The 22,984-nt window shown below is 54.3% G+C and carries 21 protein-coding genes, 1 tRNA gene and 1 pseudogene; 19 read left to right on the top strand and 4 right to left on the bottom strand.

Translation table 11 applies throughout. The features are described 5' to 3' along the window. Window positions 1-151: 151 nt before the first annotated feature. Window positions 152-394: pseudogene (locus tag ENI00_RS07225) on the top strand (flavodoxin family protein); the annotation flags it as partial. A 144-nt stretch (window positions 395-538) separates the two neighbouring features. Here ENI00_RS07225 and ENI00_RS07220 read toward each other — a convergent pair. After that, window positions 539-1,567 (bottom strand): MBL fold metallo-hydrolase, encoded by a 1,029-nt coding sequence (locus ENI00_RS07220; protein ID WP_304100856.1) that lies wholly within the window; start codon window positions 1,565-1,567, stop codon window positions 539-541. A 237-nt stretch (window positions 1,568-1,804) separates the two neighbouring features. On the opposite strand from ENI00_RS07220, the gene soxC reads away from it, so the two are divergent. The 15 genes from soxC (at window position 1,805) to ENI00_RS07145 (ending at window position 16,291) form a co-directional block, all read left to right on the top strand. Further along, a complete protein-coding gene (gene soxC / locus ENI00_RS07215) occupies window positions 1,805-3,142 on the top strand; it encodes a sulfite dehydrogenase (RefSeq protein ID WP_304100854.1) in 1,338 nt (445 codons plus the stop codon). Continuing rightward, window positions 3,126-3,803, top strand: a complete 678-nt coding sequence (locus ENI00_RS07210; protein WP_304100852.1) for a c-type cytochrome — start codon at window positions 3,126-3,128, stop codon at window positions 3,801-3,803. The genes soxC and ENI00_RS07210 overlap by 17 nt, the downstream gene beginning before the upstream one ends. Window positions 3,804-3,849: 46 nt before the next feature. Then, window positions 3,850-4,203: a sulfur oxidation c-type cytochrome SoxX gene (soxX, locus tag ENI00_RS07205; protein ID WP_304100850.1), complete on the top strand. Its 354-nt coding sequence runs from the start codon at window positions 3,850-3,852 to the stop codon at window positions 4,201-4,203. Window positions 4,204-4,222: 19 nt separating this feature from the next. After that, window positions 4,223-4,705, top strand: coding sequence for a thiosulfate oxidation carrier protein SoxY (gene soxY / locus ENI00_RS07200; RefSeq protein WP_304100848.1), 483 nt, complete (start codon window positions 4,223-4,225; stop codon window positions 4,703-4,705). Window positions 4,706-4,730: 25 nt separating this feature from the next. Beyond that, window positions 4,731-5,042 carry a thiosulfate oxidation carrier complex protein SoxZ gene (soxZ, locus tag ENI00_RS07195; RefSeq protein WP_304100846.1) on the top strand — a complete coding sequence of 104 codons (312 nt, stop codon included), beginning with the start codon at window positions 4,731-4,733 and terminating at the stop codon, window positions 5,040-5,042. A gap of 55 nt (window positions 5,043-5,097) precedes the next feature. After that, window positions 5,098-5,937, top strand: coding sequence for a sulfur oxidation c-type cytochrome SoxA (soxA, locus tag ENI00_RS07190; protein ID WP_304100844.1), 840 nt, complete (start codon window positions 5,098-5,100; stop codon window positions 5,935-5,937). 26 nt (window positions 5,938-5,963) lie between these two features. Then, on the top strand, window positions 5,964-6,269 hold the full coding sequence (locus tag ENI00_RS07185) for a hypothetical protein (protein ID WP_304100843.1): 306 nt from the start codon (window positions 5,964-5,966) through the stop codon (window positions 6,267-6,269). A gap of 94 nt (window positions 6,270-6,363) precedes the next feature. Beyond that, window positions 6,364-8,121, top strand: coding sequence for a thiosulfohydrolase SoxB (gene soxB, locus ENI00_RS07180; protein WP_304100841.1), 1,758 nt, complete (start codon window positions 6,364-6,366; stop codon window positions 8,119-8,121). After that, window positions 8,118-8,588 (top strand): hypothetical protein, encoded by a 471-nt coding sequence (locus ENI00_RS07175; RefSeq protein WP_304100839.1) that lies wholly within the window; start codon window positions 8,118-8,120, stop codon window positions 8,586-8,588. The genes soxB and ENI00_RS07175 overlap by 4 nt, the downstream gene beginning before the upstream one ends. Window positions 8,589-8,617: 29 nt before the next feature. Then, a complete protein-coding gene (locus ENI00_RS07170; protein ID WP_304100838.1) occupies window positions 8,618-9,133 on the top strand; it encodes a GlcG/HbpS family heme-binding protein in 516 nt (171 codons plus the stop codon). 23 nt (window positions 9,134-9,156) lie between these two features. Next, window positions 9,157-9,960, top strand: coding sequence for a thiol:disulfide interchange protein DsbG (dsbG, locus tag ENI00_RS07165; protein ID WP_304100836.1), 804 nt, complete (start codon window positions 9,157-9,159; stop codon window positions 9,958-9,960). Window positions 9,961-10,010: 50 nt separating this feature from the next. Next, complete coding sequence (locus ENI00_RS07160) at window positions 10,011-10,940, top strand: MBL fold metallo-hydrolase (protein ID WP_304100835.1); 930 nt, start codon at window positions 10,011-10,013, stop codon at window positions 10,938-10,940. A 676-nt stretch (window positions 10,941-11,616) separates the two neighbouring features. After that, window positions 11,617-14,025 (top strand): Lon protease family protein, encoded by a 2,409-nt coding sequence (locus tag ENI00_RS07155; RefSeq protein ID WP_304100834.1) that lies wholly within the window; start codon window positions 11,617-11,619, stop codon window positions 14,023-14,025. 39 nt (window positions 14,026-14,064) lie between these two features. Continuing rightward, on the top strand, window positions 14,065-14,691 hold the full coding sequence (gene fixJ, locus ENI00_RS07150) for a response regulator FixJ (protein ID WP_304100832.1): 627 nt from the start codon (window positions 14,065-14,067) through the stop codon (window positions 14,689-14,691). A gap of 46 nt (window positions 14,692-14,737) precedes the next feature. After that, complete coding sequence (locus tag ENI00_RS07145; RefSeq protein WP_304100830.1) at window positions 14,738-16,291, top strand: response regulator; 1,554 nt, start codon at window positions 14,738-14,740, stop codon at window positions 16,289-16,291. Here ENI00_RS07145 and ENI00_RS07140 read toward each other — a convergent pair. Continuing rightward, the gene (locus ENI00_RS07140) at window positions 16,288-17,163 is read right to left on the bottom strand and encodes a MaoC/PaaZ C-terminal domain-containing protein (RefSeq protein WP_304100828.1); all 876 of its coding nucleotides are present in this window, start codon (window positions 17,161-17,163) and stop codon (window positions 16,288-16,290) included. The genes ENI00_RS07145 and ENI00_RS07140 overlap by 4 nt on opposite strands. A gap of 208 nt (window positions 17,164-17,371) precedes the next feature. Between ENI00_RS07140 and ENI00_RS07135 the strand changes: the two genes are divergently transcribed. Next, window positions 17,372-17,448 (top strand) — tRNA-Asp (locus ENI00_RS07135). Window positions 17,449-17,495: 47 nt separating this feature from the next. On the opposite strand, the gene ENI00_RS07130 is transcribed toward ENI00_RS07135, so the two are convergent. Next, window positions 17,496-18,380: a LysR substrate-binding domain-containing protein gene (locus ENI00_RS07130; RefSeq protein ID WP_304100825.1), complete on the bottom strand. Its 885-nt coding sequence runs from the start codon at window positions 18,378-18,380 to the stop codon at window positions 17,496-17,498. Between the two features lie 187 nt (window positions 18,381-18,567). Between ENI00_RS07130 and ENI00_RS07125 the strand changes: the two genes are divergently transcribed. Then, complete coding sequence (locus ENI00_RS07125) at window positions 18,568-19,695, top strand: S-(hydroxymethyl)glutathione dehydrogenase/class III alcohol dehydrogenase (protein WP_304100823.1); 1,128 nt, start codon at window positions 18,568-18,570, stop codon at window positions 19,693-19,695. Here the strand turns inward: ENI00_RS07125 and ENI00_RS07120 are convergent. Further along, complete coding sequence (locus ENI00_RS07120) at window positions 19,680-20,738, bottom strand: AraC family transcriptional regulator (protein WP_304100821.1); 1,059 nt, start codon at window positions 20,736-20,738, stop codon at window positions 19,680-19,682. The two genes, ENI00_RS07125 and ENI00_RS07120, sit on opposite strands and share 16 nt — an antisense overlap. 145 nt (window positions 20,739-20,883) lie before the next feature. Here ENI00_RS07120 and ENI00_RS07115 point away from each other — a divergent pair, with 145 nt between their 5' ends. Then, window positions 20,884-22,953, top strand: a complete 2,070-nt coding sequence (locus ENI00_RS07115) for an NADPH-dependent 2,4-dienoyl-CoA reductase (RefSeq protein WP_304100819.1) — start codon at window positions 20,884-20,886, stop codon at window positions 22,951-22,953. Window positions 22,954-22,984 lie beyond the last annotated feature (31 nt).

The following is a 22,984-nucleotide window of genomic DNA, read 5'->3' as shown; positions in this document are numbered from 1 at the left end:
TTGCTGGCTGGCCGGGATTGCTCAAGCAGCAATCCTGAGAAATTTGTTGTTGGGATTATGTTGTCGACTTAACTTTCTAAGGCCCCAAATATCAAATCAACTCACTCACTCAGCAACGTAAATTGCATATTTCATATTCGTATAAAATGTCTTTGATCGCAGCTATTACCCCTGCCTGGAGAAAACCCAGGGTTTGCCGTTCGCTTTTTATATTAGAGCTGGCCACGATGGCACCGGCACCCGCAGGGCAATCACATCGATTACGACCGGCCTACGTTGGCGCTTAGTGCATGAGCCGCTAATCTGTATGGGTGATTTCCAGGCAGATTTCATAGTTCAGTGTGAGGAGCTTGGCCTAACGATGGCAGCTAGTTTGGACGCAGGAATTATCTGAGTTTTCGTGAAGTCGGCAGGTCGTTCTAGTAGGCGGATTCATTAATTAGTAAATCGAATTACTGACTGGTACTAATGTTCGTGAGGTGAACGAACGACCACAGGTCAGCCACAACTACCTGAAATCCCATTGGACGATTCGGCACTAAGGCTTTTGCGTTAGGTGCGTATTTGCTAAATCGAGAACCGCCTGTTCCATCTCCAGGTACACCCGATATGCATTGGCCTTGTTGGATGCCTCAAAAGCGGGAAGCGCCTCGTAACGAGACCAGTCGGTCTGCTGGTAGGCATCTTCAAATGGAATCCAGTTGTCGACCGCACTCTTCATCCTGTCGCGCACGAAGCTCAGGTAGTCGTAAGTGAAGTTCAGGGCATCCATGGCGTGTTGAGAGGCTCCGCCATGGCCAGGGATCAAAACGACCGGCCTGAGTTTTTTTACTTTCTCTATCGCCTGCATCCATTTGCCGGTGTCTACTTGAGGGCTGTTCAGAAACGGCACCCGACCATTCTGAATAATATCGCCGGAGAACAGCACATTGCCGGGCTCAACCATCATCATACTGTCGCCGGGTGCATGTGCCGGGCCGGCGTGAAAAATACTGAAGCGGTAATTGCCGGATGTCAGAAACATCTCATCCTTGAAGGTCAGATCAGGCAGAATCACCCGGGTACCGTCATCAACCCAGGGAGCAAGCGACTTTTTTCGCTGCCTGAGCCGCTCAGCTGCGTCAGGACTGTTGATATAGAGACTGGTGCTTCCCTGGGCAATTATCTCCGCATTTGTCAGATCCCTGAATGCCTGAAGGCCATAGATGTGATCGGCGTGGTAGTGACTCACCACAATGTGCGTAACCGGTTGGTCCGTGATTTTTCGGATTTCCCTCAACATGGCGGCGCCCAGGCTGGGAGTGCCTAGCGCGTCAAAGACTATGACGCCCTTATTCGTGACCACAAACCCGGCGTTGGACGTAAATCCTTCGTTGTACTGATCAGGAACGCCGGACTGTCCCGGAAAATAATAAACATTCGGGATATTGACAGACTCAGCGCTGAAGGGCACCGAGATATCGGGGTAGTTCGGCGTCGATGCAGCGACCACTGTGCGTGACGCTATGGTCAGGGCCATAGACGTGCCGATCAAAAATATCGTCAGCGTGTTTTTTATTTGGGTCATTTTTTAACCTCCCGGGCTTTTTATTTTAGATTCTTAACTAACTGTAATGTATGGAGTATCTCCATTTTTGAGCGCTAAGCGAGTGATTACAGGCTTTTTGCGCCACTTGCGCCCTTCCTCTTCGTCAACTATACCGTAGTTATATCCTTATAACTTTCACAAAAAGATCGCCATTCAGAGACTGCACTGATTGCTGGCCGACTGCCAATTAACAGGGCATAGAAGGAGGAACGCCATATGTTCGGCAAGCTTCGCCGACCAAGCCAGGATGTGGCCAAAATTGCCCTGGAAGAGTCAGACCGTTTATCTTCAACTGAGCGCAGGCAATTCCTCCGAAATGGTCTGTTCACAGCCGGCAGCGTAATGGTTGGCGGCACGTTCGCCGGCCTTTCTGCCAAAGTTGGCGCCGCTGCAACCCAGTACCCACCCGAAGTTCCGCTCTGGACCCGTTCCCTTGGTGCTGGCGTGGTTACCAATCCATACGGTATGCCGTCACCGTACGAAAAAGGGGTGATTCGCCGGAATGTACCCTGGCTTACGGCGGAGAAGACCTCGTCAGTCAGTTTCTCTCCGCTGCAGCATCTGAAGGGCATCATCACCCCAAATGGTCTGTTCTTTGAGCGGCACCATGCCGGTCGCCCTGAAGTGGATCCGCAACAACACCGCCTGATGATCCATGGTCTTGTTGAGCGCCCCATTATCCTCTCGATGGACGACCTGCAGCGTTTCCCCAGTGTTTCCCAGATCCACTTTATCGAGTGCCCCGCGAATGGGGGGATGGAGTGGCGGGGTGCCCAGCTCAACTCTCTCCAGTTTCTGCATGGCATGGTCAGTTGTGCGGAATGGACGGGAGTCAGGCTCTCTACATTAATGCAGGAAGTGGGTATCAAACCGGAAGGCAAATGGGTGCTGGCAGAGGGTGCTGACGGTGCCGCCATGACTCGTAGTATCCCGCTGGAAAAAGTAATGGACGACGTCATTGTTGCCTATGCCCAGAACGGCGAGGCGCTCCGCCCGGAGCAGGGTTATCCCGTTCGTCTGGTTGTTCCCGGCTGGGAAGGCAACACCAATGTGAAATGGTTGCGCCGTCTTGAAGTAGGTGACAAGCCGTGGATGCAGCGGGAAGAAACCTCGAAGTACACGGACTTGTTGGCCGATGGCACCGCCCGCGGGTTTACCTGGGTCATGGATGCCAAATCCGTTATCACCTCGCCATGTCCCGAAATGCCCCTGCGGGGAGGGAAAGGTATCTACCAGATCGAAGGCCTGGCGTGGACCGGCCAGGGCAAGGTCAAAGCGGTGGACGTATCGACCGATGGAGGCCGCAGCTGGCAGCAGGCTCCGCTTCGGGAACCCGTTATGTCGAAATCGCTGACCCGTTTTGCGCTGGAGTGGAACTGGGATGGCAACCCCGCCCTGATTCAGTCCCGTGTGATCGACGAAACGGGCTATGTGCAGCCGACACTGACCCAACTCAAAGCGGTTCGCGGGACCAACTCGATCTACCATAAAAACGCGATTCAGACCTGGCAAATCAACGCGGATGGGAGTGTTGACAATGTTCAACTTGGCTAAATTGTCCCGAGTCCTGGTTGGCGTTTGCTCTGGCTTTGTGTTCAGTGCGATGCCGCTGCTGGCGACCGCGGGATCGCCCGGCCACTATGGCTACGGCGAAACTGCCACCAAGGCTCAGATTGCCGGATGGGACATTGATGTGCGCCCTGATGGTAAAGGCCTCCCTGAGGGAAGCGGCTCCGTCGATGACGGATTGAAGGTCTTCGAAACCTATTGTTCGTCCTGCCACGGCGCATTCGGTGAGGGGATGGGGCGCTATCCAAAACTGGCCGGTGGTGACGGGTCTCTTGCCGACGACCGTCCGGAGAAAACGGTGGGTAGCTATTGGCCTTATGCCAGCACGCTCTGGGATTACATCCACAGGGCCATGCCGTTCTTCGCGCCCCAGTCTCTGACGGACGATCAGGTATACGCCCTGACGGCTTATGTTCTGAACCTGAATTACATCGTCGATGGAGACTTTGTGGCGAACAGGGACACTCTGCCCAAAGTAGAAATGCCCAATCGCGATGGCTTTACCTGGCAAGACCCACGGCCCGATACCCACAACGTGCGCTGCATGCACGACTGCAAGGATGAGGTCACGGTGAGTGACTCGGCAGCGGGCAAAAACCTGACACCAAGCACCACCGGCCCCCTCGATGAGGGGCTCACTGAGTAAAGGCTGACGGGGCCAGACCCCATTATGTGCCGAGGAGGATTGAGTGATGCGAAAAGGGTTAATTTACGTGTGTTTGACCACGCTCGCGCTTGGCGTCGCGCCAGTTGTGCTGGCAGGACCCAGTCAGGCTGACATTGACCGTGGAAAGGAGTTGGTTTTCAGCCGCAAAGACGGCAACTGCCTGGCCTGCCACAAAATGGATGATGGCAAACTGACCGGGACGATTGGCCCGGAACTGGCCGACATGAATACCCGTTATCCCGACCGGGGAATCCTGTTCAAACGGATCTGGGACGAGACTCAGTTCAACCCGCAAACAGTGATGCCGCCATTCGGTCGTCACTCGATCCTCAGTAAAGACCAGATCAACCGGGTTATTGATTATTTGTACACGCTGTAGATGCGGAGGAGGAGTTGACGTGATAGACCAAACACGAAGAGGTTTTCTGAAAGGGGTGTTGGGCGCCGGCGTTGCGGGCATCGCACTTGGCTCCGGGCTGGTTCCGCTCAGGGCAGAGGCAGCACCCGATGCGTCGAGTTGGCCGAAAAAGGCCTTCGGTACACCGGGCGTGGACGACACGATTTCCAGACTCTACGGAATGGAGGCGGTAGAGTCTGACAAGATTTCCATGGATCTGCCCACCATTGCCCAGAACGGTGCTGTCGTGCCGGTAAAAGTCGAAACCACACTGCCTAACGTCACAGGTATTGCTTTGCTGGTAGCGGAAAATCCCAATGCCCTGGCGGCGACGTTTAAGATTCCCAAGGGGACTCTGCCGTTTGTGTCCAACCGTCTGAAAATGGCCAAGACCACAGACGTTGTGGCGGTGGTGATTTCCGATGGCAAGGCCTATAAGGCGACCCAGAATGTGAAAGTAACCGTTGGCGGCTGTGGCGGCTAACCGTTAGCAGGACAGGAGAAATCAAATGGCGTCCAGTATCAGAGTTCGTGCAGTAGAAAGTGGCGGAGTGACTTCCTTTAAAGCCCTGGTCAGACACCCGATGGATTCAGGGTTTGTGAAGGACTCAGCCGGAAATATCGTCCCCCCCCATTTCATCCAGGTGCTGACGATTTCCCTTAACGGGGAGGACGTATTCGTTGCCGACTGGGGACCGGCGGTGTCCAAGGATCCATTTCTGGAGTGCCGGTTCGAAGGTGCCAAGAAAGGTGACAAGCTGACTATTAGCTGGGTCGATAATAAAGGCGAGAGCGATTCCACCGAAGCGACGATCGCCTAAAGGTTCCCTGCGACCGGGCCCTGGAGGCCTGAGTCGCTGGAGAGGAGGGTTGGACATGCTTAAAGCAAAGATCATTCTGGTCGCTATGGGAGTGGCACTACTGGCACCTCAGGTTCTGGCAGGCGCCACACCGGAAGAGGACCGGAAGGAAACGGTTGAATACTTCAAACAGATGTTTCCCGAGGTGCCGCTAAAAGACTTCGTCAATGGCCAGTACGCGTTGAATGAAGACCGTCGGGCGCAGTGGCAATCTCTGCAGGATTTTCCGCCTTACGAATTTGCCGTCGCAGAAGGCAAGGAAATGTTTGAGGCCCCCTTTGCCAATGGCAAAACCTACGGCAGTTGTTTCGAGAATGGTGGCATCGGTGTTCGCCAGAACTACCCGTACTTCGATGAGGGCACGAAGCAAGTTATCACACTGGAACTCGCTATCAACCAGTGCCGGGAAGCGAACGGCGAAAAACCTCTGAAGTACAAGAAGGGTGATATCGCATCTATCTCTGCCTACATGGCCACTACCTCAGAGGGAGAGGCCTTCGACATCAAGGTTCCTGATGATCCCAAGGCCCTGGCTGCTTACGAGGATGGAAAGCAGTTCTATTACAGCCGCAGAGGGCAGTTGAACTTTTCCTGTGCCAGTTGCCACGTCCAGAACCCAGGTAAGTGGATCCGGGCCGATCTATTGTCACCTACCCTCGGACAGCCCTCTAGTTTCCCGGTCCATCGCTCCAAGTGGGGTGAGCTGGGCACGCTACACCGGCGGTTTGCGGGCTGTAACAAGAACGTTCGTGCCGAACCATTGCCGGCTCAGAGTGAGGAGTACCGGAATCTCGAGTATTTTCTGACATACATGAGCAACGGTCTGCCTGTGGTTGGCCCGAGTACCAGGCCATAAGCGGCAACGAAGACGGGAGAACAGGAATGAACAAGCCATTACTGACGGTCGGCCTGACGCTTTCCCTGCTGGTACCACTGTGTGCCCAGGCAGGCGCTAAAGAAGATTTTCAGAAAATCTATTCCGACGCTAAAAGTGCCCAAAAGGATGCCGGCGACTTTAAGTGGACCACGACGTCTTCCCGGCTGAAAGCGGCAGAATCAGCCGCCGAGAGCGGCGATTATGACAAGGCAAAAACACTCGCAGCAGAAGCGTTGAAGCTTGCGCAGGAGTCTGTTGACCAGCGCAAGACCCAAGCGGAGGCCTGGAGGAAAGCAGTCATCGGCGGTTGACCCGGTTACTTGGCGGGTAGAAGAAACACTGCGCCCCCGCCAGGGCGCAGATATAACTGATCATCTCCAACAATCAGAATGAGAGGAGAGTGCAGTGTCGATTTCCCGCAGAGATTTTCTGATTGCCATGCAAGCGGCGGCTATCGCCGGTCTCAGCCCCAGACTTGCGTTGGCGAAGGGCGGTAACGAACTGTACGGCGCACCAAAATACGGCAATGTTCGCCTGCTTCACCTGACCGATATTCATGCCCAGCTATCGCCGGTCCATTTCCGGGAGCCTAACGTCAATCTCGGAACAGGGCGAAGTAAAGGCCAGGTACCGCATATCGTGGGCGCTCAATTTCTTGATCATTTTGAGATACCCGCCAACTCCAGGCGCTCCCATGCCTATACCTACCTGAACTACACCGAGGCCGCCAAAGAGTTCGGCCGAATGGGTGGCTTTGCCCATCTGAAAACATTGATAGATCAGTTACGGGAGCAAGTTGGCCCCGGCAACTCGTTGTTACTTGATGGCGGTGACCTCTGGCAAGGCTCTGGTACCGCATACTGGACTCAGGGCGAAGATATGGTCGAGGCCAGCAACCGTCTGGGGATCGATCTGCTGACCGGCCATTGGGAGTTCACTTATCCCGAAGCCCAGATCCGCAAGAACATCGCCAACTTCAAGGGCGAATTCCTCGCGCAGAACGTGTTCCTGTCGGACGAAGCGCTGTTTATGGGCGCCGAGTCCTATGACGAAGCCAGCGGCCGGGTCTTCAAACCTTATTCCATCCGTGAGATCGGCGGAAAACGTGTTGCGATCATTGGCCAGGCCTTTCCCTACACGCCGATTGCCAACCCCTCCTATTTCATACCGGACTGGCGTTTCGGTATTCGGGAATCAGAACTCCAGTCGCTGGTGGATAGTATCCGTGAGAAGGAGAAAGTGAACGCTGTCGTGATGCTTTCCCATAACGGGATGGACGTCGATCTGAAGCTGGCCAGCCGGGTGTCCGGTATTGATGCCATTCTGGGTGGCCATACCCACGATGCTGTACCCCGGCCAACCGTGGTGAAGAACCCCGGCGGCAAGACGTTGGTGGGTAATGCAGGCACCAACGGCAAGTATGTTGCCGTACTGGACCTGGATATCGGTAACAGCGGAGTTCGCGGCTATGAGTATCGGTTGTTGCCGGTGTTCTCGGATCTGATCAAACCTGATGCGGCCATGGAAAAATTTATTCAGGAAGTGCGTGCGCCTTACGCCGACAAACTGGGCGAGAAGCTCGCCATCACAGACGAGTTACTATACCGCCGGGGCAACTTCAACGGCACCATGGACCAGGTTATCTGTGATGCCCAACGCGAGGTGCTGGATGCCCAGATATCCCTGTCACCGGGCTTTCGCTGGGGGACCACGGTACTCCCGGGCGACGCCATCACCATGGACGATGTGATGAACGCGACCGCCATTACCTATCCGGAAACCTACGTCCGGGAAATGTCCGGTGCCGACCTGAAACTGATTATGGAAGATGTGGCAGACAACCTGTTCAACAAGGACCCGTATTATCAGCAGGGTGGCGATATGGTCCGTGTGGGCGGCATGGATTACACCTGCGACCCAACAGCAAGTATGAATGGCCGGATTTCCGATATGCAACTGGATAACGGCGAGCGGATCGAAGCGGACAAGATGTATAAGGTCGCCGGCTGGGCCACAGTCAACTCCAAGGCACCGGGTGAGCCCATCTGGGATGTCGTTGCCGACTATCTGAGGTCGGAGAAGACGATCAAGATCAAGAAGTTCAACACACCACGGCTTAAAAATGTAGCCGACAACCCCGGGCTGGAAGACCAAACGGGATGATGCTGGGAACTGCCTTTCGCAGGGGGTGTTGGCACGCACTATTCTGTCTGCTTTTGCTGACGGCGCACGCCAGCGTGCAGGCTGACGAACCCATTAGTGAGGCCAAGCCGTTCGCTGATAAATATCTGTTGTTGCAGTTGAGCGATGACGATCCTGCCAAACAGAACATAGTGCTGAGTGTCGCTGCCAATCTTCTGGAGTTTTATGGACCCGATTTGATCGATATCGAGGTCACCACCTTTGGGCCAGGTGTTCACTTACTCTATGCCGATAACAGCCGTCGCGAAAAAATCGACAGCCTGATGGCTCAGGGTGTCCGGTTTTCGGTGTGCATGAACACTATAAAATCCATTGAACGCTCTACTGGTGAGCGCCCGGAGTTGCACCCGCAAAGCATTCACGTAGATGTCGGGGTCGCGCATATTCTGGAGAAGGTTGAGCAGGGCTACGTTCTGGTCCGCCCCTGACGCATTGACCCGGGTAAAGGAAGACTGTAATGCCTACAAAGCTATCAAAATCGATTGTTGTTGCCGCCGCTATTACCGTCGGCGGAGTAGCCGGAGCGGCAGAAGGTGATCAGCCGGTCATGATTCAAATCAAACGCCTGTCCATGGATACGGCGCTGACCATCGCCAAAACAGCGATCGACACGTGCCGGAAGCAGGGCGTTCAGGTTGCTGTCACAGTGGTTGACCGGGGAGGGCACCCTCAGGTGGTGCTAAGGGATGTACTGGCCATGGACCTGTCTCTGGAGGTCAGTTACCGCAAAGCCTATACGGCAATGACATTTAACAATAAAACCTCGGCGCTTGAGGACCGTTTCACCGGCCCCTTTTCCGTGGGCAAGATCGACAAGGTGTTGTTGTCCGCCGGTGGCGTTCCGATTCAGGCCAGTGGTGAAACTGTCGGCGGCGTTGGTGTCAGTGGCGCACCTTCGGGTGAGACCGACGAGAACTGCGCCCAGGCGGGCGTGGATGCCGTCGAGATGGATCTGGAAATGGCTTCATTTTAACCAGGTCATGGAAAAATAATGATATGAAAATCAATATTTTAACAAATTTAATTAGAGTGGTTTATCTAATTATCGCTTTCCCTTTGACTGCCTTTGCCCAGTATCCTGATGCTGTTCAGGTTCTGATTGATGGCGGCCTGAAAGTAGAAGCCCGTTTTGATGCACCCGGAGGGCTGCAAGGTTACGTTGGCCGAAAAGACGGTCGCGCTGTAACGCTGTACCTCATGACTGACGGCGAGCATGTGGTTATCGGGAAAATGGTCGACGGCTTTGGCCAGGATCTCAGCGCCGAACACATTCGGACCTGGCTCCCGGCAATTGACCTGACCCAGGCATGGCAGCAACTGGCAAACGCCACATGGGTCGCCGAGGGTCCGAAAGACGCGAGGCGCATCGTTTACGTTTTCACTGATCCCAATTGTGGTTACTGCGTTGAGTTCCGTCAAAAAGCGAGCGCCTACCTGAACAGGGGCATCCAGCTCAGGCACATCCTGGTTGGCGTGATACAACCATCGAGTCTCGCCAAGGCGGCAAGCGTGGTCAGTGCCGATAACCCGTTGGAGCATCTGGCGTTTCTTGACAGTCAGTTTCCACGCAACTGGCTTGAGTCGCCGGACCTTATTCCGGCCGGACCCCGGAAAAAAATCGAGGCCAATAACCAGCTCATGAAAACGCTGGCGGTACCGGCGACGCCCACTGTGTTCTACCGGGACAAACAGGGTGAAGTCCATAAAATTGTAGGTTTACCGGACGATACAGCGCTATCGAACGCTGTTTTCAGGCCTCCGAACCAGGGAGCCTCTCAACACTTGCAGAATCGCCAATAGACTCTGTCAGGTTCCCTTACCAATTTCTGGTGCATAGAGGAGGGCATGCCATGCCATTTCACCGTCTTTTAATCGTGTTGCTGCTGGTGCCAGGATGGGTGATGGCTGAGGCCGTCCCGGATAAACTTGAACTGACCAAAGTATCTGATCGCGTGTACTCGGCCATCGGTGAAACGGCGCCGGCCAGCTACGAAAACAACGGACACAATAACAACCTGAGTTTCATCATTACTGAAAAAGGCGTCGTGGTAATGAATGGTGGAGACAATTACCTCCTGGCCAAGGCGCTACACAATTCAATCCGCAGCGTTACCGACAAGCCGGTCAAATACATCGTCGACGAGAACGCTCAGGGACACGCCATGTTGGGTAACAGTTACTGGCGGGATCAGGGCGTCCCCATCATTGCCCATGAGATCGCGATTGAAGAGTTCCGGGAACATGGCGGGATCAAGTTGGCATCGATGCAGAACCGCAACAAGGAAAAGGCCAAAGGTACCTACGTTGCGGTACCTGATATCGGTTTTTCCGACCGATATGACCTGGATATGGGAGATGTCCTGATAGAGCTACGTTACTTTGGTCCGGGTCATTCGCCTGGCGATATTGCCCTGTGGATGCCCGCAGAAAAACTCCTGATTACCGGCGATCTCGGTTTTCATCAACGGCTGCTGGCTGTCTTTGATGACACGGACACCGGGGCGTGGATTGAGTCGTTCGACAGGATGAGTGAGCTCAATCCCGCCATCATAATCCCGGGCCATGGGGCGCCGACAACCCTGGAGGTTCTTGACAGGGAAACCCGTGGTTATCTGGTGTTTCTGCGGGATGCGGTGATCGAGATCCTCGAACGTGGCGGTGGGCTGGATGAAGCCTATAGCATTGATCAGTCGGACTATGCGTATCTGGATACCTACGAGGAACTGGCGGCCAAAAATGCAGGTCGTGTCTATCAGCATCTGGAGTTTGATTACCTTTAAGCGTGGAACGCTGACAGGCCTGATAATCTGAGCATTGTAGCAGTCCATCAGATAGCCGCCGATACCTTTTTTGGCTTCTGGCAGGTTTCGATATCCCAAGGTCGTCGGTACCCATCATTCCGACGAATGGTTAGATGCCCAAACTTGAAGTGCCAGGGCGTCACCACATTCTGTAAATTACGAAATTGGCGACGTGTTGCAGCCGCTGTTTTGCATTCGAAGTTTCATTGCTATTCATGTGCACATCAGTGCTCATGAAATCCGCCCATATCGTCGGCAGCGTCGTCGGAGTTGATTTCATCGATCATCAAAAAAGGGTTGAGCACTTGATGCAGTTCTCTCATGGGTTTCTCCAGGCCAGCCAAGTAGTGTTCGAATGCCTGAATTGTTACAAGATTTAAAAAATTCCTGATAAGCGCAAATATTCGTTCTGAATGTTCTAAATATCAGAACAATAATTTTGGAGGCATGATGGAGTGATCACTTGCACTATTAGATCAACCGAACCTCGTCCTGATCGAGATGGAGGGGCCCGTACACCTGTAAAAGTAACAAACGTAGCATCTGGGGCTGAGACGAAACGATTTCTTTGGTTGTCTCGGAAAGGAGGGGCGACAGACTGGCCCGCAGAACCTACAATGACCGGCTAATGTGTCAACCGTTACAGGGCCCAACCTTGAAGTCACTGTCTTTGCACCAGCTCTACAAATCCTGTGTTCTGAAAGATCTGCCGTTTAAATCCACCAGACAACTGGTTCCCCTAGCCGAAATTGTAGGCCAGAACCGAGCCCAGGAAGCTGTGCGTTTTGCGCTGGCTATGCCCCATGGTGGCTATAACGTGTATGCCGTGGGGCGCAATGGTCTGGGCAAGCGCACAATGATGTTGCGCTATCTTGAGCACCACCTGGATACCAATCAGCAAAGCCACGACTGGTGTTACGTTGCGGACTTTGAAGAACCTCGGGTTCCCCGCCTGCTCCAATTGCCCTCAGGTAAGGGCGTGCGGTTGAAGCAGGACATGGAAAAGCTCATGAGCCGGTTGGTCAAAGTCATTCCGCAAACGTTTGACAGCGACAGCTTTCTGGAACGCTCCGAGCAACTCAAGGAAGAGTACGGAAAGAAACAGGAAGACGAACTTGAGAAGGTGTCAGGGCAGGCGCGCCGCAAAAAAGTCAGCCTGAACATTACCACGCCGGGCGGTTATCGCCTGGTCGCGATGAACGGCGACAAGCCTCACACCGCAGAAACATTCAAAGACCTGACCGAGACGCAGCGAGAAAAGTTTGAGGACGCGGTCAATAAACTTGAGAAAAAGCTCCGCCAGGCGTTGCGCAAACTGGCTGACTGGGAGCAGGAGTATGCCGACAAGCAGCAGGCACTGAACCGGGAAACTCTGGAGGGGATCTCTGGCCATCAGATTGATGAGCTGATTGAAAACTACAAAAACCTTCCGGACGTGGTTGCGTACTTTGAAGCCGTGCGCGCGGATCTGGTTGAGAATCTGGAAATTTTTCTCGATGACAACGAAGAGCAGGCGGCCATTGCGTATGCTTCGCTTGATAAAAAGATGCCGCGCCGTTATCTGGTGAACGTGCTGGTGCATCAGAAAACCAACGAAGTTCCGATGGTGGTGGAAGACAATCCGACGTACCACAACCTGTTCGGATACGTTGAGAACGTTACTTACAAAGGCACGGTGTTCACTGACTTTTCCCTGATTCGTGCGGGCAGTTTGCACCGGGCCAATGGCGGCTATCTGCTAATGGACGCCATCAAGATGCTCGAACAGCCGTTTGTCTGGGATGGGCTCAAAAGGGCTCTGCGCGCGAAGTCACTTCAAATCAATTCCCTTGAGCGCGAGCTGACTCTTTCGGGCACGATCTCGATCGAGCCCCAGGGTGTGCCGTTGGACGTAAAGCTCGTGCTTTTTGGTGATCGCGAAACCTGGATGCTGTTGCAGGACTACGACCCTGAGTTTGCGGAGCTGTTCCGGGTAACGGCCGATTTTGAAAATGAAATGTATCGCTCTGACGACAGTCAGGTGATGTATGCGAAGTTTATAGCCAGTGTTGTGAAAGAAAAGAACCTGCTGCACTGCACAAACAAGGCGGTAGCCAGAATCATCGAATACAGTGCTCGCATGGCCGAGCACCAAGACAGGCTTTCGCTGCACGCTGCAAATATTGCCAATCTGCTTCGAGAGTCCGATTACTGGGCGCGCCAGGCAAACGCCAAACTGATTCAGGATGTTCACGTGGAGCGGGCGTTGGAAAGCGCCAAATACCGCAGCAGCCGCATTCGTGATCAATTCTACGATTCCATTCGAGACGGCTCCACGTTGGTATCAACTCAAGGCGCGGTGGTTGGGCAGGTGAATGCGTTGTCGGTGTTGTCCACCGGCGGATTCGAGTTCGGCCTGTCTAACCGTGTCACTGCTACCTGCTATTATGGAGATGGCGGCGTTATCGATATTGAGCGCGACGTAAAGCTGGGCGGCAACATTCACTCCAAAGGCGTGATGATTCTGAGCTCCTGGCTGGCGTCTCACTTTGCCGTCAACGATCCCATGCACCTGTCTGCCAGCCTCACGTTTGAGCAGAATTATGGTGAGGTGGATGGCGACAGCGCTTCGCTGGCCGAGCTTTGCGCGCTCATTTCCTCGCTGTCGAAGATACCCGTGCGGCAGGATCTGGCGATTACCGGTTCTGTTAATCAGTTTGGTGAGGTGCAACCTATTGGCGGCGTCAATGAGAAGGTCGAGGGTTTCTTTGCAACCTGTCAGCTCAAGGACGGCTTAACCGGCACCCAGGGCGCGATTGTGCCGGCAAACAATGTACAGAATTTGATGTTGGACAGCGAAGTGGTCAAGGCGGTTCGCGAAAACCGGTTTTCGGTGTATTCCGTTTCGACCGTTGAAGAAGCCGTCACGTTGTTGCTTGGCAAGCCGGCCGGCGAGGTCGACAGCAAAGGCGACTATCCGAAACAGAGCGTTTTTGGCATTATTCAGCAACGGCTTGAAAAAATGCGCGAGCACGAACGTCAGGAACACGCCCGGGACGATCAGAAAGATCCGTCTATCCATTGAACGGCTATCACAATAAAACGGACAGGAGATAACACGCTCATGACTGATATTCAGCAAATTGTGTACGTGGTGGAGGACGACGAAGCGGTTCGTGACTCATTGGAATTGTTACTGAAATCCGATGATAAACCAGTCAAAGCCTACGAGCGCGCGACCACGTTTCTCAAGGATTACTCGGAGCAGATGGCCGGCTGCATTGTGCTGGATATTCGTATGCCCGGCATGGACGGCATGGAGTTGCAGAAGAAGCTGAATGACAGGCACTCTATTTTGCCGATCATTTTTGTGACCGGACATGGCGACGTGCCCATGGCGGTTGATGCTATGAAAGAAGGCGCCGTTGACTTTATCCAGAAGCCTTATCGTGAAGAAGCGCTACTTGAAAAGATTGAAGCGGCGTTGGCGCAGGACCTGGAACAGCGCAAAACTCTTGACGAGAAACAGGAGATTATTCGTCGGATCAAGAGCCTGACCCCTCGCGAACATGAAATCATGGATCGAATGATCGAAGGCCAGGCCAACAAGGTTATCGCTATCGAGCTGGAAATCAGCCAGCGCACAGTGGAAATTCACCGCTCCCGGGTGATGCATAAGATGGGCACTCATTCACTTGCACATCTGGTTCGTATGGTGCTGTCCGTAAAGAACCTTATCGACGCGAGGTAATACCACCTGCATTATGCGGTTATCTTTTTGACCGGCCTTTTACCATATGACTGAAGTTGTCAGCGAAAATTCAGAGGTGACGGTTCTGCTCGTGGATGACAATCCACAGAACCTGAAAGTGCTCTATGAGACACTGAAAGACAAGGGCTATCGGCTTCTTATTGCCAATGAGGGCGAGAAAGCACTGGATCTTGCTCAACGCCATCAGCCTGAAGTCATTCTGCTTGATATCATGATGCCTGAAATGGACGGTTATGAGGTGTGTCAGCGCCTCAAGGCCGATCCGGAAACCGCGGATTGCGCGGTTGTATTCCTCTCCGCGCTGGACGATCTGCAAACCAAAGTAAAAGGCTTCTCTCTGGGTGGCGCGGATTATATATCCAAGCCATTCCAGTCTCAGGAAGTTATTGCCAGGGTTAAGACACACGCCCGTGTTATCCGGCTTGAGCGCGAGTTGCAGGCGCGCAACCGGGAGTTGCAGGGCGACCAGAACCGTATTCTCAACTCTATTAGCGAAGGCATCTACGGCCTTGATGCGCAGGGCACAATCGAGTTCGCTAACCCGGCTGCTGGCGTTATTATGGGGTGTCCGATCAAGGATTTGATCGGCCGTAATTTTTTCGAAACGCACTTCGCAACGGCAGCACAAAGCCCGACGAGCCTCCCGGTAAATGCCACCTGCCGACAGGGTATTGCAGAGAACCAGCGGGATATCCGGATGCTGCGTGCGGATAAAACCGGCTTTCCTGCTGAATACCGTTCCACGCCCAAGCTCGATGGCGATGAACTGCATGGGGCGGTTGTCGTGTTTCGCGATATTACCGTTGAACTGGAAAGCGAGCAGGCGCTTGATGAAGCGCGGGAGCTGGTGCAGGAGCAGCGGGACCAGTTGGCCCATACTTCGCGTTTAACGACGATGGGCGAAATGGCGGCAGGTGTTGCTCATGAGGTAAACCAACCGCTGACGGCGATTGCCAATTACGCTCGAGTCTCCAAACGGATGATGGCCGTTGAAAATCCGAATTTGACCTTACTGCAGGAAACCCTCGACAAGATCGAGGCTCAGTCTCACCGCGCCAGTGAGATTATCCGCAGAATCCGGCGGTTTATGAAAAAGCCGGCGACTGGCAAGGAAGTGCTTTCCGTATCGGTGCTGCTGGAAGATACGCGACAGTTTGCAGAAGTGGACGCGCGCAACAACGACGGCGCAATTGAGCTTGTTATACCGGACGAATTACCCGATATTCTGGCCGATCCGATTCAGGTGCAACAGGTTGCCCTCAACCTGATACGAAACGCCCTTGAGGCCACGCGCAGTGCGGAATCGGCATTGCCGGTGGAGGTGAGTGCAAGGGTTACAAGTGAGGGCTGCGTCCGGGTCGAGGTTCGGGATCACGGTGTCGGGCTTGCGGAAGATGCGGAAGAAAACCTGTTCTTGCCGTTTTACACCACCAAAGACGAAGGTATGGGCATTGGTCTGTCTACCTGCCGCTCCCTGATTCAGGCTCAGGGTGGCGATATCGGTTTTGAGCGTCCCGAAGAGGGTGGGACTCGTTTCTTCTTCACACTCCCTGTGGCGATCCCGTCTGACACCGTTTAAAGCCAGTCGATGCGCCCGCTCAGGTGTGGTGCGTCACCGCGAGCGTTCAACAGTTGATAATCCCACACTTTTTTCCCTGTTTGCCAGTTCAGTTGCGCGTTGCCCGGTATAAACAACGGCGTTTTGAACTGGCAGGTCACTCTTAACGGCCCCGACTGCCATCCACTTTGTTGCTCCAAAATGGCCAGTACATTGGCTTTGCTCCACATGCCGTGTGCGATGGCCTTTGGAAAGCCAAACATCCTGGCGCTCAACGCGTGCATGTGGATCGGGTTGCTGTCGCCTGAAATCCTCGCGTACTGGCGCCCGATAGATTCCCGTGCCTGAATTTCAACGGTGTTTGGAAAATAATCCAGAGGCGGTGGTGCCGTTTTTGCCGCCGGCTTCTCATGTTCATGGGGTTGGCGAAACAGCATGGAGCTTGTCTCCGTCCACACCATCGTGCCCGCAGAGCTGGCGGTGGTTATCAGGTCGAATTCGATGCCGCGATGGGTGCGTTCCTGATGGCCGAGGCAAACATTCAGCGTCAGAACCTCACCTAATCCCATGGGTCTGTGCTGGGTTATGGTATTGCGCAAATGCACCAGCCCCAGAAGTGGCAACGGAAAAGCCTTTTCGGTCAGCAGCTTCAGGTGAAGTGGAAAAGCCAGAATGTGGGGCCATGTTATCGGCATGTGATGACCGGGTCTGAACCCGCACACACGTTCGTACTGACGCAACTCCTTGCGATCGGAATGGGCGCAAAGCAGTTCAGCACAAATCGTTGGAATTGCAATATCGGTATCGGATGGGGGCTTCTTCGGCATCAGTGCCTTGGCGTAGAGCGGAAGCAGTGCCGGAGGTGTGTTCCGATAAACCAGCGTGTCTGGCATGATGTTCTCCCTGATGGCCTGATAGAATTTAATGTAACACGATCCCATAAGTCGGTTTTGAGTAAGCCCCGTAATACGCTGGGTTTCCGAGTTTTTTCGGAAAAGACGTTGACATAACCGGGCACCTCTTTATAATGCGCTCTCGTTGTTACCGGGCAATCTGAGCGAAGATTGTAAAGCTTTTAAAAGCAATCGGTTATGACTTTGCGGAGCGGTAGTTCAGTTGGTTAGAATACCGGCCTGTCACGCCGGGGGTCGCGGGTTCGAGTCCCGTCCGCTCCGCCACTTTCAAAAAGCCGTTAGCTATATCATAGCTAACGGCTTTTTTCGTTTCAGCCTTTGCCAATTGGTTGAAGCGATTCGCTCAGATAATCCAGCAGCATCCGTACCTTCGGCGACAGGTGGCGGTTGTGGGGATAAATAGCCCAGATTCCATCATCAGCCTCCTGGTAGTGATCTAGCAGGCTGACCAGTTCCCCAGACGCCAGAGAAGGCTGCACGTAGTAATCTGGAAGCTGGATAATACCGATGCTTTTCAAGGCGGCGTCTAAAAGCGCCCAGCCACTGTCACAGACAATATTGCCTTTTATCCGGATGTTGTGCGGCTTGCCGTGCTCCTGAAAGCGCCAGTAATCCAGATTGCCCTGAAGGCAATTGTGTTGCTCCAGCTCTGACAGGGAATGCGGGGCGCCATGGACCGACAGATACTCCGGTGACGCGCACACGTAAAGGGCTCTTGACGACAACCGCTTGGCCATCATGTTGGAATCTTCCAATTTACCCAGCCGCACCGCCAGATCATAACCGCCTGCCACCAGATCAAGTTTCTGGTTGGTCAGGTTCAGTTGCACTTCCAGTTCTGGATAGCGCAGTACGAAGTCGTTAACCAAAGGTGCGATGGCTTTTTCTCCGAAGGTTACCGGTGCGGTTAGCCGCAACTGTCCTTTGGGGACCAGATTGAAGTTAGTCATCGTGCGTTCTGCTTCTTCCAGCCCGTCCAACACTTGTCGGCAGTGCTGGTAATAGATCTGCCCGGCTTCGGTCACCGATACCTTGCGGGTGGTTCGGTAAAACAACTTGGTAGACAGCCGGGATTCCAGAGCGCTGACCTGGCGGCTAACCTGAGCGGTAGAGATGGCCAATCTTTTGGCAGCGGCGGTAAAGCTTGCGGTTTCCGCCACCGCCACAAACTCACTTATCCCTTCCCAGACAGACATGCTCCCATCCTTTTGTTGTCGTGCGGGTGTTGCAGCACAACGCGTGCAATGCGCTCAGATCATTGTTACTCAGCAGTAAAAGTTATTTGACATATTAAGGGATTATCGCGCCGGGTGAAATGGATACAATAACCCCATCAAACCGGCGGGACCCTCTGCCGGGGCATTGCCAAGACCGGAGAGTTTTATGACCCAGACGATCAAATCCAAAGCCGCCATTGCCTGGGGCCCGAACCAACCTTTGTCCATTGAAGAAGTGGACGTAATGCCACCTCAGGCGGGCGAAGTGCGAATCCGCGTTGTTGCCAGCGGTGTGTGCCATACCGATGCCTTTACGTTGTCTGGGGAAGATCCCGAAGGCATCTTCCCGGCGATCCTTGGTCATGAAGGTGGCGGCATCGTGGAATCCATCGGTGAGGGCGTTACCAGCTTGAAGGTGGGCGATCACGTTATTCCCCTGTATACCCCTGAGTGCGGCGAGTGCAAATTCTGCACCTCCGGCAAAACCAATCTGTGCCAGAAAATTCGTGAAACCCAGGGCAGGGGCCTGATGCCAGACGGCACCAGTCGTTTCTCCATAAACGGTCAGCCTATTTTCCATTATATGGGTTGCTCAACCTTCTCCGAATACACGGTGCTGCCAGAAATCTCTTTGGCCAAGGTCAATAAAAACGCGCCATTGGAAGAAGTGTGTCTACTTGGTTGTGGCGTTACCACCGGCATGGGAGCCGTCATGAACACCGCCAAAGTAGAAGAGGGCGCTACCGTGGCCATCTTCGGCATGGGCGGCATCGGCCTGTCGGCCGTTATCGGTGCCACCATGGCGAAGGCCAGCCGCATCATCGCCATCGACATTAACGAGAGCAAGTTCGAGTTGGCCCGCAAGTTAGGTGCCACCGACTGCATTAACCCGAAAGACTACGACAAACCGATTCAGGATGTGATTGTCGAGCTGACCGACGGCGGCGTGGACTACTCTTTTGAATGTATTGGCAACGTCAATGTGATGCGTTCAGCCCTGGAATGTTGCCACAAGGGATGGGGCGAGTCGGTGGTGATTGGCGTGGCAGGTGCCGGCCAGGAAATCTCTACGCGCCCGTTTCAGTTGGTAACCGGTCGGGTCTGGAAGGGTTCAGCCTTTGGCGGAGTCAAGGGCCGTTCCGAGTTGCCCGGCATGGTTGAACGCTATATGCAGGGTGAGTTCAAGCTTAACGATTTCATTACTCACACCATGGGCCTGGAAAGAATTAATGAAGCCTTTGATCTGATGCACGAGGGTACGAGCATTCGCACCGTTATTCACTTTGACGCGTAATGACGGAAGTGTTTCCGGTGTTCGCCGGGGCTGAATTCAAACCAGCGGCGATAGGCTTTATGCAAAGCGGCGGGATTGGAAAAGCCAAGGAGCCATGCGATTTCGGACAAGGAAGTTTCCGTTTCCCGGATATAATCCCGTGCCAGCTGTTTTCGGGTGTCATCCATCAGTTCCCGGAACCCGGTGTGCTCGGCTGACAACTGCCGCTGCAACGTCCAAGGCGTAACGCCCAGTTTGGATGCGATCGTTTCAAGGCTGGGAGTTTCTCCTCTGAACAGGGGCGTGAGGAGGCTCCTTACACGGTCTCCGGTGGTCCAGCCGCGTTGAATTTCCTGCAGTTCCGTGTTGCAAAGCTGCACCAGTTTTTCGTGCATGGCGGGCTGCGCCTGCAGGCTTTCCTGATCCCACACATCCTGTTTGACGATTAGGCTGTTCGTGGCCGCCCCAAATTGAACCGGGCAGCAAAACCAGCCTTCAAACAGCTCATCCATGCCTAACGAGGGGTACTCGATGGTTACCTTATCGAGCACATTCCATTGCCCGGTAATCGTGCGCAAAAACTGCGTCCAGCCTCCCAATACCGAGTCGACAACAAAATAATTGAAAGCGTTGTAAGGGCGTATGGAATAAAACCGCAGTGTCCGTTTCCCCGGCTCTGCCGTTGGCGTTCCTCGGCTGTTACGACTGGTCAATAAAGAGTAACCAATCAGTGTTTGTACGCCAGTGCCTGCGGTTTTTGCAGATTCGCCTGCAAGGCCTGCAATGCCGGCGTCTACCGGCCGGGACAAGGCGCCCATACGCAACCCCAGCGCGGCGTTGTCGCAGGCCGCCATAGCCGCGTGGCCCAGCCTCATGAAGCGCGGGATGCTGATTCTGGCGGCGGGCGATGTGAGGGTCTGCTCGCTGAGCTGAAAATCCCGCGTTAGCGCCTGAACGTTCACACCTTCTGCTTCCGCCGCCCGGAGCAGCACGCCAACATGGAGAACGCTGATATTGCCAAGCGGGTGGCGGTTTGGGGCTGGCTGAGCGTTAGATGAATTCATGATTGTTCCAAGGGTTTTGTTGCCTGAGGATAACAGAATGTTATTCAGGGATATTGTTGATGGTTGCTTGCACCGGTAATTTAGTCCTCATTAAAAGAGTTGGGCGATAAAAGCCTGGCCAACGATCACGATGAGGAGACCGGTGATGAGTAGTAACGCGACACCAGGCTTTGCCAAATACCCGCATTTACTTGAGCCGCTCGATCTGGGTTTCACCAAACTGCGTAACCGCACGCTGATGGGGTCGATGCACACGGGGCTGGAGGAAGCAAAAAACGGCTTTGAGCGGCTGGCTGAATTTTATGCCGAGCGTGCCCGAGGCGGCGCTGGCCTGATTGTTACAGGTGGTATCGGACCCAACCCCGAAGGCGGTGTTTTTCAGGGTGCAGCGAAAATGACCAACGATGAAGAGGTAGAGAAGCACAAGGTTATCACCAGCGCCGTGCACAACGCCGACGGCAAAATCTGCATGCAGATTCTCCACGCTGGCCGATATGCCTATTCTCCGGCGCTGGTTGCGCCCTCTGCTATCCAGGCGCCTATCAATCCGTTCAAACCCAAAGAACTGGATGAAGCCGGAATTGAAAAGCAGATCGAGGACTACGCCATCTGCGCGCAATTGGCACAAAAGGCGGGCTACGACGGCGTTGAGATTATGGGGTCCGAGGGTTATTTCATTAACCAGTTTATTGTGTCTCATACCAACCACCGCACAGATCAGTGGGGCGGCCGCTATGAGAACCGAATCCGCCTGCCTGTTGAAATTGTGCGCCGTGTTCGCGAGCGGGTTGGCGCAAACTTCATTGTGATCTACCGCCTGTCCATGCTTGACCTGATTGAGGATGGCAGCACCTGGGAGGAAGTGGTGCAACTGGCCAAGGCCGTCGAAAAAGCCGGCGCTACTATCATCAATACCGGCATTGGGTGGCACGAAGCCCGAGTGCCAACCATCGCCACCTCCGTGCCCCGTGGCGCCTTTACCAAGGTCACTGCACGCCTCAAAGGTGAAGTCAGTATTCCATTGGTCACGACAAACCGGATCAATATGCCGGAGGTTGCCGAAAAAATTCTGGCAGAAGGTGATGCAGACATGGTGTCCATGGCGCGCCCATTCCTGGCCGATGCTGACCTGGTGCTCAAGGCTGCGGAAGATCGCGCCAATGAGATTAACACCTGCATTGGCTGTAATCAGGCGTGTCTTGACCACACTTTCGGCGGCAAGCTGACCTCCTGCCTGGTCAATCCACGTGCCTGCCATGAAACCGAGCTTAATTATCCGAAAACGGCGTCGCCCAAATCGATAGCGGTGGTGGGTGCCGGGCCTGCGGGCATGGCGTTTGCCTCAGTTGCGGCAGAGCGGGGGCATAAAGTGACCCTGTTTGACGCTGGCAAAGAAATTGGTGGCCAGTTCAACGTTGCCAAACTGATCCCGGGGAAAGAGGAGTTTTATGAAACCCTGCGCTACTACCGTGTAATGCTGGACAAGCACGGCGTTGATGTGCGGCTCGAAACCCGTGTGAGCGTCGATGACCTGAGGGCCGGCAATTTCGACGAAGTTGTGCTGGCGACCGGCGTTGCGCCCCGGATTCCCGATATTGAAGGCATTGATCACCCCAAAGTGATCGGCTATCTCGACGCGTTGCTGGAGCGTAAACCAGTGGGCCGGCGGGTGGCCGTTGTGGGCGCCGGCGGTATCGGTTTCGACGTGTCGGAATTCATTGTGCACAAGGGCGCCTCTGCCGCGCTGGATACTGGACACTTCATGCGCGAGTGGGGCGTGGATCTGACGGTGGCGCACCGAGGCGGTGTTCAGGGCGTAACAGCGGAGATTCCGGAGCCGGCTCGCGAGGTGTACTTGCTGCAACGGAAGGCTTCAAAAGTGGGTAAAAATCTGGGCAAAACCACCGGGTGGATTCACCGGACATCGCTCAAGAACCGCAAAGTTCAGATGATGCCGGGCGTGACCTATCGCAAAATCGACGACGAAGGATTGCACGTCACGATCACCCCCAAAGGCGCGGAGCAGGGCGAAGATCGCGTGTTGCCGGTTGATACGATCATCCTGTGCGCGGGGCAAGAGCCGCTACGCGAGCTGCAAAGCGGGCTGGAGGCCGCCGGGCTGACCGTGCATCTCATCGGTGGGTCGGATGTGGCGGCAGAACTGGATGCCAAGCGTGCTATTGATCAGGGCAGCCGATTGGCCGCCGGTATTTAATCAAAAGAGCCTGATCACAAAACGTTGCAGT

Origin of the sequence: Marinobacter antarcticus, assembly GCF_011049865.1 — a bacterium.
Lineage (GTDB): Bacteria > Pseudomonadota > Gammaproteobacteria > Pseudomonadales > Oleiphilaceae > Marinobacter > Marinobacter antarcticus_A.
The sequence above is the reverse complement of the archived record's forward strand: the minus strand, read 5'-3'. Positions and strand labels throughout refer to the sequence as shown.